The organism is Clostridium sp. TW13, assembly GCF_024345225.1.
GTDB lineage: Bacteria > Bacillota > Clostridia > Clostridiales > Clostridiaceae > Inconstantimicrobium > Inconstantimicrobium mannanitabidum.
The window spans coordinates 1,816,085-1,834,079 of the sequence record NZ_BROD01000001.1; the positions used below are offsets into that span (position 1 = coordinate 1,816,085).

Annotated in this window: 19 protein-coding genes; 6 read left to right on the forward strand and 13 right to left on the reverse strand. The window is 30.1% G+C overall.

All coding sequences use genetic code 11. The features are described from left to right. Window positions 1–80: 80 nt before the first annotated feature. From OCU47_RS08990 to OCU47_RS09005, 4 genes are all read right to left on the reverse strand, one after another. Window positions 81–671 carry a peptidase E gene (locus OCU47_RS08990; protein WP_261828263.1) on the reverse strand — a complete coding sequence of 197 codons (591 nt, stop codon included), beginning with the start codon at window positions 669–671 and terminating at the stop codon, window positions 81–83. Window positions 672–741: 70 nt separating this feature from the next. Further along, entirely contained in the window at window positions 742–1,599 is an 858-nt protein-coding gene (locus OCU47_RS08995) for a hypothetical protein (RefSeq protein WP_261828264.1), read from the reverse strand. Window positions 1,600–1,716: 117 nt separating this feature from the next. Beyond that, entirely contained in the window at window positions 1,717–2,337 is a 621-nt protein-coding gene (locus tag OCU47_RS09000) for an HD domain-containing protein (RefSeq protein ID WP_261828265.1), read from the reverse strand. A gap of 32 nt (window positions 2,338–2,369) precedes the next feature. Continuing rightward, window positions 2,370–3,095 carry an MBL fold metallo-hydrolase gene (locus OCU47_RS09005; RefSeq protein ID WP_261828266.1) on the reverse strand — a complete coding sequence of 242 codons (726 nt, stop codon included), beginning with the start codon at window positions 3,093–3,095 and terminating at the stop codon, window positions 2,370–2,372. Between the two features lie 716 nt (window positions 3,096–3,811). On the opposite strand from OCU47_RS09005, the gene OCU47_RS09010 reads away from it, so the two are divergent. After that, complete coding sequence (locus OCU47_RS09010; RefSeq protein ID WP_261828267.1) at window positions 3,812–4,555, forward strand: DUF975 family protein; 744 nt, start codon at window positions 3,812–3,814, stop codon at window positions 4,553–4,555. Window positions 4,556–4,846: 291 nt separating this feature from the next. Next, a complete protein-coding gene (locus OCU47_RS09015) occupies window positions 4,847–5,314 on the forward strand; it encodes a hypothetical protein (RefSeq protein ID WP_261828268.1) in 468 nt (155 codons plus the stop codon). Window positions 5,315–5,437: 123 nt separating this feature from the next. On the opposite strand, the gene OCU47_RS09020 is transcribed toward OCU47_RS09015, so the two are convergent. From OCU47_RS09020 to OCU47_RS09045, 6 genes are all read right to left on the reverse strand, one after another. After that, window positions 5,438–6,364 (reverse strand): GNAT family N-acetyltransferase, encoded by a 927-nt coding sequence (locus tag OCU47_RS09020; RefSeq protein ID WP_261828269.1) that lies wholly within the window; start codon window positions 6,362–6,364, stop codon window positions 5,438–5,440. 271 nt (window positions 6,365–6,635) lie between these two features. Further along, on the reverse strand, window positions 6,636–7,046 hold the full coding sequence (locus tag OCU47_RS09025; protein ID WP_261828270.1) for a peptide deformylase: 411 nt from the start codon (window positions 7,044–7,046) through the stop codon (window positions 6,636–6,638). Window positions 7,047–7,176: 130 nt separating this feature from the next. Continuing rightward, on the reverse strand, window positions 7,177–7,902 hold the full coding sequence (locus OCU47_RS09030) for a DUF2812 domain-containing protein (protein ID WP_261828271.1): 726 nt from the start codon (window positions 7,900–7,902) through the stop codon (window positions 7,177–7,179). Window positions 7,903–7,921: 19 nt separating this feature from the next. Continuing rightward, the gene (locus OCU47_RS09035; RefSeq protein WP_261828272.1) at window positions 7,922–8,242 is read right to left on the reverse strand and encodes a PadR family transcriptional regulator; all 321 of its coding nucleotides are present in this window, start codon (window positions 8,240–8,242) and stop codon (window positions 7,922–7,924) included. Between the two features lie 275 nt (window positions 8,243–8,517). Then, the gene (locus OCU47_RS09040; protein WP_261828273.1) at window positions 8,518–9,549 is read right to left on the reverse strand and encodes an epoxyqueuosine reductase; all 1,032 of its coding nucleotides are present in this window, start codon (window positions 9,547–9,549) and stop codon (window positions 8,518–8,520) included. A gap of 37 nt (window positions 9,550–9,586) precedes the next feature. Next, on the reverse strand, window positions 9,587–10,765 hold the full coding sequence (locus OCU47_RS09045) for an acetyl-CoA C-acetyltransferase (protein WP_261828274.1): 1,179 nt from the start codon (window positions 10,763–10,765) through the stop codon (window positions 9,587–9,589). Between the two features lie 236 nt (window positions 10,766–11,001). Here OCU47_RS09045 and OCU47_RS09050 point away from each other — a divergent pair, with 236 nt between their 5' ends. After that, complete coding sequence (locus OCU47_RS09050; protein WP_261828275.1) at window positions 11,002–11,892, forward strand: LysR family transcriptional regulator; 891 nt, start codon at window positions 11,002–11,004, stop codon at window positions 11,890–11,892. Between the two features lie 581 nt (window positions 11,893–12,473). On the opposite strand, the gene OCU47_RS09055 is transcribed toward OCU47_RS09050, so the two are convergent. Then, on the reverse strand, window positions 12,474–12,977 hold the full coding sequence (locus tag OCU47_RS09055) for a TetR/AcrR family transcriptional regulator (RefSeq protein ID WP_261828276.1): 504 nt from the start codon (window positions 12,975–12,977) through the stop codon (window positions 12,474–12,476). Between the two features lie 157 nt (window positions 12,978–13,134). Between OCU47_RS09055 and OCU47_RS09060 the strand changes: the two genes are divergently transcribed. From OCU47_RS09060 to OCU47_RS09070, 3 genes are read left to right on the forward strand one after another with little or no spacing between them, the layout of a single operon-like run. Then, complete coding sequence (locus OCU47_RS09060) at window positions 13,135–13,269, forward strand: hypothetical protein (protein WP_261828277.1); 135 nt, start codon at window positions 13,135–13,137, stop codon at window positions 13,267–13,269. Next, window positions 13,266–14,240: an alpha/beta hydrolase gene (locus OCU47_RS09065; RefSeq protein ID WP_261828278.1), complete on the forward strand. Its 975-nt coding sequence runs from the start codon at window positions 13,266–13,268 to the stop codon at window positions 14,238–14,240. The genes OCU47_RS09060 and OCU47_RS09065 overlap by 4 nt, the downstream gene beginning before the upstream one ends. 13 nt (window positions 14,241–14,253) lie before the next feature. Further along, window positions 14,254–15,207: a poly(ethylene terephthalate) hydrolase family protein gene (locus tag OCU47_RS09070; RefSeq protein ID WP_261828279.1), complete on the forward strand. Its 954-nt coding sequence runs from the start codon at window positions 14,254–14,256 to the stop codon at window positions 15,205–15,207. A gap of 271 nt (window positions 15,208–15,478) precedes the next feature. Here the strand turns inward: OCU47_RS09070 and OCU47_RS21825 are convergent, their stop codons facing one another. Continuing rightward, window positions 15,479–15,739 carry a hypothetical protein gene (locus OCU47_RS21825; protein ID WP_376778033.1) on the reverse strand — a complete coding sequence of 87 codons (261 nt, stop codon included), beginning with the start codon at window positions 15,737–15,739 and terminating at the stop codon, window positions 15,479–15,481. A 779-nt stretch (window positions 15,740–16,518) separates the two neighbouring features. Continuing rightward, window positions 16,519–17,934 carry an alpha/beta hydrolase family protein gene (locus tag OCU47_RS09080; protein WP_261828280.1) on the reverse strand — a complete coding sequence of 472 codons (1,416 nt, stop codon included), beginning with the start codon at window positions 17,932–17,934 and terminating at the stop codon, window positions 16,519–16,521. Window positions 17,935–17,995 lie beyond the last annotated feature (61 nt).

Below are 17,995 nucleotides of genomic sequence, written 5' to 3' on the forward strand. Positions count from 1 at the left end.
TTTTCAAAAAATCCAAGTTATTTTAACTCTAATTTAAAATTAATATATTCTCAACATTATTGTAAAGTAACTCCCAATACTTACAAAATAGAAATATGTCCATTATCATAAACAATCATTTCTTCATCAGTAATTTTATAGACATTGAACTTTGGATTTTTTATTGCTTCATAATAATACTTTTCTCTGGATTCATTATAGTGACAAAATATAATACCATCGAACAAACCTATAGCATCATAGTTTTCTAACCCTATTTCATTCTCATCAAACGATAATACATGTTCTATATTTTTTGTAGCAAGATGTGTTCCAGCACTTCTTCCAATATATACCACATCTTTTCTTAAATATTCTAATATTTCTACTGCAAAACCACATTCTTTTATCAATTTCACTAATGTAAAAGTATTACCACCACACACATAAATAATATCAATATTTAAATTGCAATATTCTTTAGGATTTTTTTCATCAAAAATAATAATATTGTCTTTATTCAAGCCAGAAATAAGCAGTTCATTCACATATTTATCAGGTGGGTAAGTTCCACTTAAGGCTGTAGGTATAAAAAGAACCCTTATCTTTTGCACATCCATCTTTAGTTCCTCTAATATTTTTCCGGTTATAACTGAATTGCCAAATGCCTTTGATGATAACAGTAACTTCATATTTAACTCTCCTCTTCAAGCATAAAAAGTATATCAAGCATCCTTGATATACTTTTATGAACTTAACTAACTAAAGTTTACACTTATAACATCTATATTTATCTTCGATTTCAAAACCTGCAGTCAAAACTGAATTTAATTCATCAGTACAGTCTTCATCAACAAAATATATAATTTCATTTATTGTACCAAATTCATTGTATAGCTGCATCAGCATTTCATCAATTATGATACTTTCTATACCCTTATTTTTATATTCTCCATCAATAAATAAACCAACAACTTCAGACATATCCTTTGCTGCTTTGACGAAAATACTTGCATAAATTGCTCCATCCTTCTTAAAGGCAAATACTCGAAATTGCTCAATATCCTTTTTTAGATTTTTACTGTTATAATACATTCCCAAAGCAATAGCATGTTTATCATGAAATATAGCATATTCTTTAAAATTATTTTCAGTAATTTTTTCTATAAATTCATGTCTTGGCTCTATATATTGCAGCTTAAAATCATGTAACTTAGTAACAATACTAGATTCAATACATTCAATATTCTTTTTCTTGAAATATTTATTAGCATTTTCATTATCAAAAGGTACACCTATATATAATTCATATCCAGGCAAATGTTCACTTATATATACAATCAATTCTTCTGCAGTTTTGTCATAGTCCTCTTTTATTAAAAATAGTGTTGTTTGTGCATATTTTTCATCACATTTCCAAAAATAAATACAAACTCCACATAAAACATTTTCATGATAACAGGCTACTACATTATCATTATCTGCGTTAATAGCTTTTTTCACGGTTTCCTTAGTTTTTTCCCTTGACTGTATTCTTGGATAACTTGCATACAAATTATTCTGACTTAATTCCCATACAAAATCTATTACTTCCTCAACTCTACATACTGTTTTTATCATTAACCTTTCCCCCAATTTATCATTAATGCTTTAAATTTCTGCTTAGAATACTTCTTAATGTTAATAACTAATTATTTATTAAATCATAGTTGTTAACATTTCAATTAATCATAAGTTCTATGTTCTAACATTTATATCATCCTCAAGTTGTTTGGTAAATAACTCAACAAGTTTTTGTTTTTCATCCCAGTAATACCTTGCTTTTTCAGTTACCATTGGATTGACTAAACGCTTATTATTACCCATGACAATATGATTATAGACATCCTCATAACTATCTGCTCCGTTAATACCCTTATCTAAAGTATACCAAACCATTCTTAATACCCCTTCTTCATCTAATAAATCAGCTTCCATAAGAAGTATAAGTTCTATAGGTATATTCTTTTCCTTTAATAATTCTTTTGAAGAATGAAGATAAATTAAGTTTCTTACCCGTTCAATAAAAGATAAATTCATGTTCATTTTCATGCCATATTCGTAAAATATTTTTGCTCCTTGTTCAGCATGGAACTCCTTCTTTTCAGAATATCCTATATCATGAAAAATTGCTGCTGTATATAAAACCTTCTTGTCTACATCTTCCCTTCCCTCAGTCAGTCTTTTAGCCCAACCTAGCACACGAAGAGTGTGCTGAATTTTAGATCTAAATGCCATTAATGGGTGAGGAGGTACGGCTCCATTGTGAGTAGTTAAATATTCCTTTACATATTCTATATATTGTTCTTCATCATACATATCAATAACCTCAAAATCTAAGTAATTTTAATCTATTTAAGTTCTTCTAATGCTTCAACAAAATATGATATTACACTTTCTTTAGCTTCAGGTACATCATGTCCCCAAACGTAAGTATCAAAATCTATTTCTTTTAAAGACTCTATAAAAGCTTCTAGCTTATCTTTATCATATTTACCATTGTTATAATAGAAATCTTCACAACCAGCATCCCCAACAAATACTGTTTTTTCTTCTGGTACATAAACTAGCACTGAATCTTCAGAATGAGGAGCTACAAATTCAGTTATTACACAACTGACTCCACCTAAATCAATTTTCAAACTTCCATTAAGCTCTATATCAGCAGTAGTAACCTTGATTTCCTCTCTATCTGGATACTCAACTTTAATACATCTATCACACATTTCAATGTCTTCACCTGTATTAAGTCTGTTTTGCATATCTTCATCAGACCACTTCCAAGTCATAACTTCCTTCAATTTATTATTTGTTGGTTTACCTGCAATTGTTTTTCCTAATACTGCGTGCATTCCAAAGGTATGATCCCAATGCCAATGAGTAATTACAGTATAATCCGGCAATCTTAAATTAGCTTTTTTTAGTTCTTCATAAAACTTCTCTACATGCTTGTCTGAATTACCCCCATCAATGGCTAGTGAATATCTATCACCATTAACATACCCCAAAACAGGTCTATCATTTACCTCTTCTGGTGGCAAATAAAAAATTCTATCAGATAATTTTACTAATTCCATTTTACTTCTCCTTTTGTATAAGCTTCTTGTATTTAGGCATCTGAAAATAAATAACAAGTCCAAATATGCGACTGATACTTTTAGTTAGACAAGGAAACAGGTTCCGCAGATAGCAGAGCTATCTAAGGGTTCTGTTGACGCAGTATAACGGAAAATAGACTAGCTTATGGACTTACTTATTTTTTAAAGATGCCTTATTTAATAATTTGATCGTTAAAAATTATAAAATGTTCCATAAACTCTTTTTCTATCCATAATACTATCTCCATCATTATTCATACTTCAATTTAAAATAGTTTTTAACAGACTGTGTCATATAATTATTAATGATACCATATTTACCTAATTTATACTACAATTCTATATTTAGAATTGTCTTCTTAAGCAAAAACACAGAGTATAATTTGCAATTTGCAAAACAAAATTGTATTTTTCCTGCAAATTAATACCTCTATGAAATTAGGAGGAAACTGAAGAAAATGAATGCAATCTACAGATTCTATGTAACCATAGCCCATAATTATCTAACATAGATTAATACATGTATTTTTATAACTTGTTATAAGTTATTATATACCATATAATCTTTTTATATTAATCACTTAAGTTGATTGGACAAGTTAAACTAAATTTCAGGTAATACCTATCTAAGTTCATCTTCACTTAGAGATCTTCAAAAGTGATTTAAATAAATTAATTAACGGGGGATATATATTATGTGGTCTAGAAAAGAATTAAAGGACAGAGCTAAGTCTATTTTAAGGGAAATTTATTGGTGTGCATTTGGTGTTAGCATCGTCATTGCATTAGCAGGTGGAGGTAGTAGCGGAGGCGGAAGTGCTTATCACCATAATGATTCAAATGTTTATAATCATTTTGATGATTGGAGACTGGCATTAATCTTGCTCACTATATCAATTGGTATTGTAGTACTAATTTTTCTACGTATTTTTATCGGATATAATTTAGAAGTAGGTGGAAGACGTTATTTTATTCAATCAGCTCAACGTAAAAATAATAAAAAGTGTTTTAGTTTTGCTTTTAAAGAAGGAAACTATATTGGAATAGTAAAAACAATGTTTGTAACAAAAGTCTTTATTTTCCTTTGGACTTTGTTATTAATAATACCTGGTATAATCAAATCTTATGCATACAGAATGGTCCCATATATACTTGCAGATAATCCTAATATAGGAGTTATGGACGCCATTAAACTAAGCAATGAGATGACAAGAGGTCATAAATTTGAAATCTTTGTGTTAGATTTATCATTTATAGGCTGGTATCTATTAGGAGCATTGGCTTTAGGCGTAGGTGTATTATTTGTAATGCCTTATGAGAATGCTACAAATGCTGAACTATATTTAGTATTAAGAAACAATGCATTAACAGATAACCTATGTAGTTCTGAAGATTTATTATTACAACAACAAAATACAGATGAATTTAATGAGTGGTAAAATAGAAAAGACTTACACTTTAGCTAATGTGTAAGTCTTTTTTTACGTAGATTTATCATCACTACACATATTAGTTGAAATAGTTTTAGATTTAGTTAAAAATTTTGTGTTGACAGTTACGTAACGTGAATGTTTAAAATATATTTAATAATGAAGCCTTAAGCTCCAACATAAAAAACATAACTGTGTAATAATGACCTAGTTATGAACCAATCTGTTGTGAATAGAATAATATATAAAGAGTTTTTACTAATGATTATAAAGAGATTATTATAAAGCAGGTGTTTTTAAATGGCCTTTTCATTTAATCAAATTATGTTTAATATACAACGAGGATATTATAGATACATTGGATCAGGTACTGGTAGAAGTGTTTTTGATTTAGGGAATGGATATGTAATTAAAGTGGCAAGGAATACAGCAGGAATTGCACAAAACCTTTCAGAATGTGAAATTTCATTAAATGATCATTCTAACTTATTTGCAAAAGTCATACAAGTTTCAAATGATTTTAAGCTAATAATAATGCAAAAAGCAGATAAACTATATAGTATTTCTTATGTATGGAATTATTACAATGTTAAAAATAAATTAGAATTGCTTAACTTGGCTGGAATAAAGAATGCTATTAAAAAATATAATTTATTGTTTGGTGATTTAGATAGAACAAGCAGTTGGGGATTGATTAATGGACGACCTGTAATTATAGATTATGGTTTTACAAGAGAAGTAAAAAATGGATTTTATCAATCCATTTAAGTATAAAGCAGGAGATATTTCTCCTGCCTTATTTTATAGTAAATATAAAATCTCTTTATTTTGTTTACTATAATATATTTTTTCAATATAATTGGCTACTGATATTTTTCTATAAATGCTTATTTAAAACTCTTTGCTCCAATCCCAAATTTCATGAATGGCTTCAACTTTGAAACCTAAGTCCCAATAAAATTGCTGATCTCCTCCAAGCATTCCTTTACATTGTGGTGCCTTGTCCATAATACGATTAGCTGCTTCATATATTAATGCTGTAGCGATTCCTTTTCTTCTGCTCCACCATGTAACTCCAAGTGGCTCTAATTCACAATAAGGCATTCTTTCATTGTACCAGATGATAGCTATTCCTACTGGTTTTCCTTCCTCATCTAACATACACAAGTCAAGTTCAGGTTTATATCCTGGCATTTTTCTTAAATCATGAAATCCCTTTTCACCAGTTTCTGAGGTTGGAAGTGTATAATTAAATGAAAACATATGGGTATTAGAAAGCCAAAAGTCTTCTGTTTGATTTCCATCAGCTATAGTATATCCTTCAGGAAGAACTACAGCAAATTTCTTTTCTGAAAATGGAAGTATCAGTGATCGTTCTGCATTTTGTGTTACCTGATATCCTCTTTCTTTTGCCATCTTTTTCACCATATCATACTCTGGTGGAATCACTAAGTGTAAATATCTAGTTTTATCTTTATAGTCTTTTGTAAAACAAGATAGATGTGTTTCTGCATGATGAAACATACTTTTAAGTAGTTCACTGTCTCTTTGTCGTTCTAAAGAATCAAAAAGGAAAAATGCATCACCATGCCACACCCCTTCACATATAACTGCTGAAACAACCTTGTTATCTTCTTCCCATACTCCAACAATATGCCTCCAATTATCTTTTACATTTGCCCACGCACTATGAACTCCACGGCAAAACTCATGGCGACTAAATCCCCATGCTGGCTTCCCCCATTCATAACTTTTCAAAACAAGTTCTTCTAACTTTAAAAAATCATCATCTACATAATATCTAAAAGAAATACTCATAATATTTCCCCCTTTCAAAATGAGTTGATTTAGTCTTTATTCATAAATAATGTATACATAAACTGTATTTCATATAATAATTAAATCCTATCTCCAATAGTATTTTAATACTCCTACACATTTACATGAAAGGTAAAAATCATTTCTATATAGTTTTTTACTAACTTTAATGTTCTCTACATGAGAACTTTATCCTTGAACTACTTTAACAAAGTCAAGTATTTTGTCTTTGAAAATATTTCTTATTGTAGGCACTGTTTTAAATATTCAATTAAATTATTATCCCATCAAAATGATCCATCTCATGTTGAATTATTTGTGCTGTAAATCCAGTGAACACTTGTTTTTGCTTCTTAAAGCTTCTATCAAGATACTCCACCTCTATCATTTCATATCTATTTGTTTTTCTAAACCCACTTAAGGATAAACAACTCTCTTCTGTTTCATAAAGTTTTTCTTTCTTTAATATAACTGGATTTACCATAGGAACAATAAGGGTGCCTACAGCAAACACCAATATACGCTTTTTTACTCCAATCATATTCCCAGCCAATCCAACACAATTATCTAAGTTTGCTCTTAATGTATCTATTAAATCATCAATTACTGCTATATCATTTTTAGTTGCCTGTTCTGATTTTTGTCCTAGAAACAATATATCTTTTACAATTGGTTTTATCATTAATTTATACCTCTTTTTCAACTTTATTTTTTATTAAAACTAGGAAATACATCTTAGCTTTAATTTTTATTCTAACATTTTTAACTCTTTAACTACAAACTAAACTATATCTCTAAGATTATCTTCTGATTTATAAAGGCTTTTTTTGTTGCTTATAGTAAACCGAACTCATGGCAATATAAAAAGTACCTAAAATTATAAAAAGTACTCCAAAATATTTCTTGTCAATTAAATCTAAAATTCCTGCTACAAAACACACAACACCTACAAAGGCATATAGTTTCCATATAATTTTGTCATCTACTGCTCCGCTTTTACATCTACCAGTTCTTTTTATTATCTTAATTCTAGAATTATATGCTAAATAAGGCATAAAATTGAAGGCAAATATAAAAGTGTCAATTACTATTAATATTAAGATAATCAGAAATATAGGCTTTATAATAATTGTAGAAACCAATAACAAACCTATTAATACTATAGCTATTATTAAAGAATAGATTGTTCCCCTTCTTGTTTTATTCCTCACACATGTATATTTGTCTATTTCTGATTCACAATCACTATAAATAGGTTTAGTGCCTGCTTGAGCTGAAAAAATGTGAATTTGGTCCCCGAGTGAAAGAACTAGTTCCCATCCTGCTTCTTTAAATATGGTAAAGTATTCCTCTTCAGCCTCCGTTTGATAATCTAAGCTATACACTATATTTTGAGGCTTATCTTTTCTTAACTTATAGAAAAATCCTCCTACTATTCTTTCTAATATCCAACCTTGGCTTGCATAATTTTTTAGTTTCTCCATATCACTTTCTTCATCAAAGGCAAGTCCACCAATCATTACATATTTACTTTTCATCAATACCCTCTCCCATTTACTAATCTAAGAAATTTTCAGCAAATTTAACCATCTGCTTTTTACGTTCAATCTCTTTTTTGAGCATCTCTCGCCCTTTATCTGTTATTTTATATACTTTTTTATTTTCATCTGTGTCACAATTTAACTCTACTAAATCTGCTGCTAAAAGCTTTTTCAGTGTTGTATAAAGCGATGCGGGACCAATAGTAACTTCATTATTAGTAAACTTCTCAATAGTTTTCATAATTAGATATCCATGCTTCTCCTTAATAACACTAGATAAAATATAAAAAGCAGAATCTGTTAATTCACCAATATCAATAGAATCTTTTCTTGGCATAAAATTCTCCTTCATACTTTTTATATATCATTTATTGATATATCATTAAATATAATATATCAACAAATGATATAGTTGTCAAAGATTCACACATACTACTTTGATAAATTTATAAAAAATACTCACTAGTAATGCTTTTGAAAATTTAATTCTATAAAAAACATAACCACCCGTAAATAGTTATTTAAGCTAATTACAGATGGTCGTATATATGCAAGGTGAAAATAACCTTACTTAGCTATACTTTTATAATGCAATTTTAGTAAAAACCTCACTTATTGTAGATTCAATTTTTTAATAGCCCACTCAGCCATTTCTCGTACCTTTGAATTACTATCGTTACAAGCATACAGTATATGTTCTCTATATTGCTCCTTATAGTTATTTACCATTACATTAATAGCATTAACTTTCCATTTCCAAACACTTGATTTATCTATATACCAAAACTTAGGCTGCATCACTTCTTCTAAAAAGGAATAATCCATTTTGAGAATTTTTTCTAAGGATATATATTCACTTAATTCTTGTAAATTAGGAAACTCTTCTGTTGCCTTCCAACTGTTTTTATTCATCGGGCAAACGTCTTGGCAGACATCACAGCCATAAACCCAGTTTCCTATTTGTTCTCTATATTTTTCGTTAGCCATATCTCTTCCCATAAATGTAGTTACACAAGATACACATGCTATAGGATTCATTGTATATGGTTTTGATAAAGAAGCTGAAGGGCATGCTTTCATGCATAGATTACACTTATCAGAACAAGGTCTTACATTTGGTATTTCTATAGATTCTAATTCCTTATCAATAAGCCATGCCTCCAAATACACTGATGATCCACTTTCAGTATAAAAAAAATTATTCTTCCTAACTATTCCAAGACCAGCTTTCATAGCAGCAAAACGTAATGGTACAAGACCAAAGCCTCTTTCTGTTTCCGCTCTAAACCCCAAGTCTTGCATATATTTTTCGAATTTTAAACTATCTTGAAAATCTTTAGAATTCTCATCTTTTCTTCCATCAACCAAATAATATTTAGCAATCATACCTTTTAAATGTTCTGGAATATAATATTTGCCATATTCTCTCACACATATTACAATTGATTTTGCCCAAGGATAAGCATCTTGCAAATTCGTAAAACGATATTGACTTTGATAAAAACCTTTAGCTTCTGGAATATGCTCAATTCGTTCGTCAAGCTTTTCTTTATATCCATCTATATCAGATATTTTAATGATTCCACATTTTTCATATCCAAAATTTAATGCTTGATTTTTTATTTTATCTGCTAATAAAGTCATTTTCTCCCTCCTTTCTTAGGTTCAATCATATAATTAATTATTCTCTTTCAACTATTAAGGCAGTACCTTGACCTCCACCAATACATAATGTTGCAAGACCTTTCTTTGCGTCTCTTTTTTCCATAGCATGTAGCAAGGTTACTAAAATACGTGCTCCTGATGCACCAATAGGATGTCCAAGGGCTATAGCTCCACCATTAACATTAACTTTGTTCATATCTAAATTTAAATCTCTAGTTATTGCTATACTTTGTGATGCATAAGCTTCATTTGCTTCGATTAAATCTAAATCCTCAGCTTTTAAATTGATTTTATCCAAAGCAGCTTTTGTTGCATAAAATGCACCATATCCCATTATTGCTGGATCTAATCCTGCTGATCCATAAGAAGTTATTTTAGCAAGTGGTTTTATTCCTAAAGCTTTAGCTTTGTCTGCACTCATAATTACTAATGCTGCAGCTCCATCATTCAATCCAGATGCATTTCCTGCTGTCACTGTACCATTTTCTTTAAAAATAGGCTTAAGTTTTTTTAATGCTTCTATGGTATTACCAAACCTAGGAAATTCATCTTGGTCAAATATTATGTCACCTTTTTTTGTTTTAATTATTACAGGAACTATTTCATCTTTAAATTGTCCATTCTTGATGGCTCTCTCAGCTTTTTGTTGTGATAAAAGTGAAAATTCATCTTGTTCTTGTCTTGATATATTCCATTTCTCAGCTACGTTTTCTGCAGTTACCCCCATATGATAGTCATTAAATGCATCCCATAGACCATCTTTTATCATTTCATCAACAAATTCGCCATGTCCCATTCTTTGTCCCCATCTTGCATTCTCAAGTAAAAATGGTGCACTAGACATGTTTTCCATACCACCTACTATAATAGCATCCGCATCACCAGCTTTTATAATTTGAGCTGCTAAACTTATAGATCTTAAGCCTGAACCGCAAACCTTATTAATTGTAAATGCAGGTATTTCTACAGGTAATCCAGCTTTCACAGCAGCTTGTCTTGCTGGATTTTGTCCTAGGCCTGCTTGAAGAACATTTCCAAAGATAACTTCGTCAATTTCTCCTGGCTTAATATTTGCTCTCTTAACAGCCTCTTTTATTACTATTGCACCTAATTCAACTGCTGGTACATCTTTCAAAGTCTTGCCATAAGCTCCTATTGCAGTTCTTACTGCACTAACTATTACTACATCTTTCATAACTTATTCCTCCCATAATGAAAACTTTATTTGTTATTTTTTAACAAATTTTGATATAAGATTTTATTCATATCAATGATTTAATAGTATTTATAAAACTTACTTAAATCATATGCAGCTGCTCTATGACTTTATATTATCAGAGGATTATGTATTTGTAAAATTGATATAATCGAATTGACAATTCGATTTTTTAAATATATTATTAAGATAACATGAAGATTGGAGTGAAATTAATGGATATTAGACATTTCAAAACATTTAAAAGTATTATAGAAGAAGGTAATTTTTCAAATGCAGCAATGAAGTTGGGGTATACTCAATCTACTGTTACGTCACAAATTCAACAGCTAGAGCAGGAACTCTCAATCAAATTGTTCGAAAAAATCGGACGTAATATGGTACTAACTCCTTTAGGAAAAGAATTAATACCATACGCTGATGAATTGCTTAATACAGTAAAAAAAATCGAAAGCATTGGTAAATGTGGAGATAACATTACAGGAGAATTAAAAATTGCCGTTGCAGAATCTTTAATGTCTTATAAATTGCAAAATGTATTATATATGTTTAAAGAAAAAGCTCCTAATGTAAAACTTTCTATGGTTTCGCTCAATTGCTATGACATAAAAAATATGTTAGCCAGTGGTGAAGCAGACCTTGGTTTAATGTATAATGTTGGAAGTGAAAATAAAAGCTTGAATGCTGTTAAACTTTCTGATTTTGGTGTAACTTTAGTATGTTCGCCTCAATTTGAACAAGAAAATTTAGATCTTTGTAAGCCTAATCAGAAAATAAATACAAGCCTTATCATTAATGAAGTTGAATCCATTTACCGAAAAATCCTTGAAAGCTATTTTTTTGATAAAAATATATTTTTAAATAATACAATCGAACTTGGAAGCATAGAAGCGATAAAAAAATGCGTTGCAAGTAATCTTGGAATTTCATTTTTACCACGTTTTACAGTAGAAGAAGAACTTAATAATGGAAAGTTAAAAGAAATAAAGATAGGCTGTTTAGATGCTAAAATCACAGCAATTTATGCTTATCACAAAAATAAGTGGATTAGCCCTGCAATGTCATTGTTTATTGAATTGGTGAGAAAAGATTTTAAAATTGGTTAAAAAATAGGGAAAATTTACTTTCTGGTCAAAACTAGATCGTCAAGATTATCAGATATATTATATTTACTTTATGTTTTAAATTGTATATATACTTGCTATTTTAAATTGACTACGACAAAAATGTACAATTTAAACTTAATACATATAAACAATTATCTGAAAAGCAAGTGTAGATTTTATACTTTTCTTTCTTTAATATATTTTAAAGAAAGAACCCACAAGAATCCAAATTAGATTTTCGTGGGTTCATAGTGCATTTTAGTTGAATCTCTGCTCACACTCTAACATTCAATTTCAGTAAATATATCACTCACTTACGATATGGTTTACCGTATCAGTGACATGTGATCTTTTTCCAATATTATTCAGTCACTATATCTTTATAATTAACTTTTAAATCATACATTAATGCTAATCTTTTTAAATGCGTAGATACAGTAATCTCCCATTTAGTTTTTAAATCATTCAATTCACTTCTGCAAAATAATTATATATAACTCATAACCAGCATCCTCTATATGAAATGATTCTGAATAACATTCTTTGTAGGTGTATTCTTGGAATACAACACCAAAATTTTTTTACAGATTTCTACTTTTCAATAGCTTTGTCATTTCTTCACCTGATTCCTGCATTCCCCTTAAAAACCATTCTTCAATCCACCCATAAATGCCATTGGCAATAAAAGCAGCAGTGTACGCACCAAAGTTTGGATACTCTGCCTTTGGTCCTAAAGCAACCATAATAATATCTTTAAGAAAATAGAAAATTCCCCTATTTCTTAACACCAAATAAAAATCTTTATATTCCGTAATATAGGCAAATATATCCCCAAGAATATCGTCCTCGGTATGTTCGCTCATTTTTGGGTGGTTTTTATTCCATTCATTTAATGTAAAAGACATATACTCTTTGATTATAGTCTCTTTATCATCATAATTGCGATAAAAAGAAATGCGGCTAACCTGAGCAGCAGTAGTGATTTCACTTATAGAAATATCCTTCAATTCTTTATCTTTTAATAATGTAAGTAAAGCATTGGTAATCTGCTTTTTTACATAACTGTTTTTTTCAGCATTATCCACGATGTTACATTCCTCCCCCCTTTGTACCATTTTCTTAAATCCATTGACTAAAGAAAACCGAAATGTTACACTTGTCACATCTTGATGCTACACTTGTTACATTTCGATATTACACTTGTTGCATAAAAATGTCAAATAAATTTTGGAGGTAAGCGTTATGGCTATTTCAAGAAAACAAGTTATTATTCTTATTATCGTTATCATAGTTGCTGCTGTATTAGGTCGTTTGGCTGTGAGGGCTGTTCTTAACTTTATGTTAGGTGGCACAATGTTTGGAGGTAATTTACTATGAAAAAGGAAGAAAAAAAAGGAAAGGTCATGTTTATTTTAATATGTATATTAGTATTTATCATTTCATTTGCTGGTTCTGCTATATTTAAAATGACACATAAAGGAGAATGGACAAAGAAATTTTCAGTAAAATGGAATAATAACATGGGAACTATTTATAAGGATATTTCTTATGGTGGTAAGGAATCAAATAAATTTGATATGTATGCTCCAAAAGATAATTCTAAAAAAAGTCATGGATTAGTTGTTTATATTCACGCAGGAGGTTTTAGAACTGGGGATAAAGCAGATGATGCAGAAATGCTTAAATGGTTATGTTCTAAAGGATATGTGGCAGTAGGAATTAATTATACACTTCAAAGAAATGATGATCCAAGTACAAGTATTTATTCTCAATCAATGGAAATAAAAGAAAGCATCCCTGTAATAGTAGAAGAAGCTAAAAAGCATGGATACAATTTAGATAAGATGGCTATAAGTGGTGGATCAGCAGGAGGAACACTTGCTATGCTATATGCTTATCGTGATGCTAAAACATCACCAATACCAGTAAAAATGATGTTTGAAATGGTGGGACCATCAAGTTTCTTTACAAAAGATTGGGATATTTATGGATTAGATAAAAGTAGTGAGGCAGCGGCTGGTTTATTTAGTGTTATGTCTGGTAGTAAAATTACAAAAGATATGATTGAATCAGGAGAATATGTGCAAGCTATGAAACCTGTATCAGGTTATGCATGGGTAAACAAAAACTCAGTGCCAAGTGTAATTGCTTATGGTGCAAAAGATAAGGTATGCCCTTTTAAAACATCAGCACATTTAGTTAATGCTTTAAAAGAAAATAATGTGGATTATAAATATTTTGAAGCACCACATTCAGGACATGGAATACAAAATGACGACAAAGTATTTGAAGAATATATGGATACTGTAGTTAATTATCTTGATAAGTATATACCAGTTAAAAAATAAAAGCGAGGTAAAAATGAAGAAATTGTTGAAAATAATTGGAATTGTATTATTAATAATAATTGTAGGGGTATTTACTTTATGGAAAGTAATAGAATACAGAGGAAATCATTACTACAATTATTTAGAAACTAAAAAAGATTTAGAAAAGAAGTATTCAAAACTTGGAGAATATGAAGTATCATTTAAATCGTTTAATGCTGATAGTGATGTATTTAAAGAATATGAAATATGGTATCCAGCAGGATTAGAAAAAAGCTCTAATAAATATCCAGTAGTAGTAATAGCAAACGGAACAGGAATTACTGCTTCTAAGTATAAAAGTTTCTTTAAACATTTAGCATCTTGGGGATTTGTAGTAATTGGAAATGAAGATGAAAATTCAAGAAGTGGTGAATCTTCTTCTAAATCGTTAGACTATATTTTAAAACAAAATGAAGATAAATCTAGTATTTTCTATAATAAAATAGATACTAATAATATTGGTATTGGTGGCCACTCGCAAGGTGGAGTTGCAACAATTAACGCTGTGAATAATTGGGATAACGGAAAACTTTATAAATCAATGTACACAGCAAGTGCAACATCACCATTTTGGGGCCAAGTAGGTCAATTTGGTACTGAATGGGCTTATGATATAACAAAAATAACTATACCTTATTTCTTTATTGCAGGAACAGGACATTTTGATTCAGGAGAAGCAACAAGCATAAAAGAAACATCAGGTCAAGGAATATGTCCATTATATGCAATGCAAGACATCTATAGTAAATTAACTACTAAATATAAGGTTATGGGAAGATTAGTAAATAAAGATCACGGAAAAACATATCAAAAAGCAGACGGATATATGACAGCATGGTTTATGTACTGGCTGAAAGGCGATAAGCAAGCAGGAAATGCATTCTTTGGTGACAATGCGGAGATACTTACAAACGCTAACTGGCAAGATGTTAAAATAAATAAGTGATATATAGCACTATACAAAAACTCCATCTGAGATTTAACGCAGATGGAGTTTTTATATCTTTAATAAAATTATATGTGCTTCTAATTCCTCAATCTTATCATGCATACGATAGAGTCTATCGCACAAGTCTTCTTTTCTTCGCTTATAATGTTTATCCTCTACATGTGAATTGTCAATTCACTCCATAAACTTAAATTTCATAGAATAATTCTTTCGTAATTGCTTTTGATAGTTATCTATCTCGCTTTCAATAGCTGATGCATCAAAGAAGCTAACTTTGATTGCTTACTAATTTCACAATTACTTCAGCTACTACATCATCTAATAATGGGTTCTCTCCATTCTGGATTGGTATTTTTCTTATACCATGACTTTCTAAATATTTTGAAAGTCCATTTGCTCCAACACTTGTATTTACATACTGATAAAAAATAGTTCTTATAGTGATAGCTTCTTCCTCATTGATTAGTAATTTCTCATCAACAAGTTGATAGCCATATGGATCAAATTCTCCATTCCAGTCATCTCCCATAGGCTGTTCTCCTTTCTGTTTCATTTTTCTATCTTTAACTATAATAGTTTGTCTTTTATTTAAATTTTACGATATTGATAGGCGCATTTGCATCTAAACTGAATATATTTTTCTTCTATCTTTAAATAGCAAAAGGATAAAATCCCCCTACACTTTAATAGTGAAAATTTATCCCTCATAGTAACCTAATTTTTAAGAAAAATTATACAAGGTTTCCTTTTGATTATAGCTAAATACTAATATTTGTTTTCAGGAAAACTTCTTAACTATCTTTTTACAAATATAATAATACTTATAGAATTATTCTTATTTCTTAGATAATCCTTCAACATGTTTACATTCAACTATACTATATAATCCCTCTAGTTTCTTACTGGCTTTGATACAATAAAACGATAACTTTGAACTCTGAGATTTTTCCCCCGTACTCTGAAACGTTTTCCCTTAACTATAAAACTATTCCTTTTTTTTAATAGAAAAAGACGGTATTGCTACCGTCTTAGTTTCCTTATTTCCAAAGAATATTAACTCCTTCTCCCCAATATTCACTTAGTGCTTTTAGCATGTCTAGAGATATATTACTTGTTTTAATCTATTCAGATATTTCAGCTGGTATTTTCCACACATTTGTGGCAACATTATGCGACTCATCATAAATAATAAATGATGAGTCAACTAACACTGTTTTGCTTTTGGCTTTTAGAAAATAATTTGTGAACACATCATCTGCAAGTAGAGAAGCACCAAAACCACCTCCACCAGCTAAATAGATAAGAACTTTATTTTATTTGTCCAAATATAACTTGCCATGTTTTATTATACTTCTGTTGTTTATTGGAATCTGAAATTTTTGATACTGCTGACTTCATCGCTGAGTCCATCTCTTCTTTTGTATGACTATCCATCCACATTTTTAATTCATCTACTATTTCTCTTTGATATATTGCTAGAGAGCCATAAACCGTATCATCCACTCCTTCGTGAGCTGGAAGAGCTAAGCTTTCACCTTGATATCTTTCAAGTAGAAGTAATAATTTCTGTGGAACTAATTTTTCTGTATTATCAAGTGTACGTTTCATCATATCTTCTAAATATGGAAAAATATCATAACTACCTGTTAAATTAGGTGCACTATGACTACCTTTTGCAGTTGCTGGTCCATCATCGTTTATATTAATTGTAATAAGTGTGTTGGCATATGGCATCACGCCTTCAATATGGTTATTATTAAATTTACTATGTTTTATCGTTAATTCGTCTGGATTAGCCATTTCCTCAAATGTAGAACTTAGAATACCTGGATAGGTAGACGGCAACTTAGGAACAAATTCTTTAGGTAATGTTCCATCATTCTTTGCATAAGTGTATTTATGGGTAATTTGATCAACTGGTACAAGAATATCTGATGTATTATGGACCATGACCAAAGGATTGCTAATTGCATTAGCCATACTAACTGGCGATATAGCTTCCCAAGTTCTAACATCATCTTTTTTGATTTTGTCATTGATTGGTTGGAAAGCTTTAGAAATCATACCTTGAATAGGCATTTTGAAATCAAAAAGTCCTGAGTTACGATTAACTTCATCAGCCATAGGAAAATATTCATGGAAGTTAAAATAAACATTTGCAATAGGTGCACTTGCTATGGATGCGACTGTTCCCATCTGAAGGCCATTAAGCATAAGCGCTGTATATCCTCCGGCACTTCCGCCTATGATAGAGATACGTTTTTTATCGATACTGTCCATATGTCTTAATGTATATAGTGTAGCATTATTAAAAACAAGGTCATCTGTTTCTAGCACACCATTAAAATCATTTTTAAATTGATATGGTGCTGCCACTGCCCAACCATGTCGTATATAAGATACAAAATCTGCTGTATTCTCTTCAGCGGAATAATGTGGAATATATATTAAAGGTAAGTCACCTGTCGCACCACTTGGCTTGTAAATAATTACTTGTCTAGTATCTATCGTACTATCCGCTTTTATATATTTCACGTCGATTATTCTTTTATTATATTCATTTTTAGATAAAGTCTCTTTGGTGGAAGCACCTTGCAGAGCAAACGCTGCAAAAAATTCTCCGCCAAAAATATTTTTTGCTTTACTATAAGCAGAAATACCAAATACACCAATAAAAATTGCTAAACAAAGCATAATCCATCCTATTTTTTTAATAATTTTCATTTTTGTTTTTCTCCTTATAAAAAAATTGCTTTCATAATGGCTGGTACTGCTATTTGTCCCA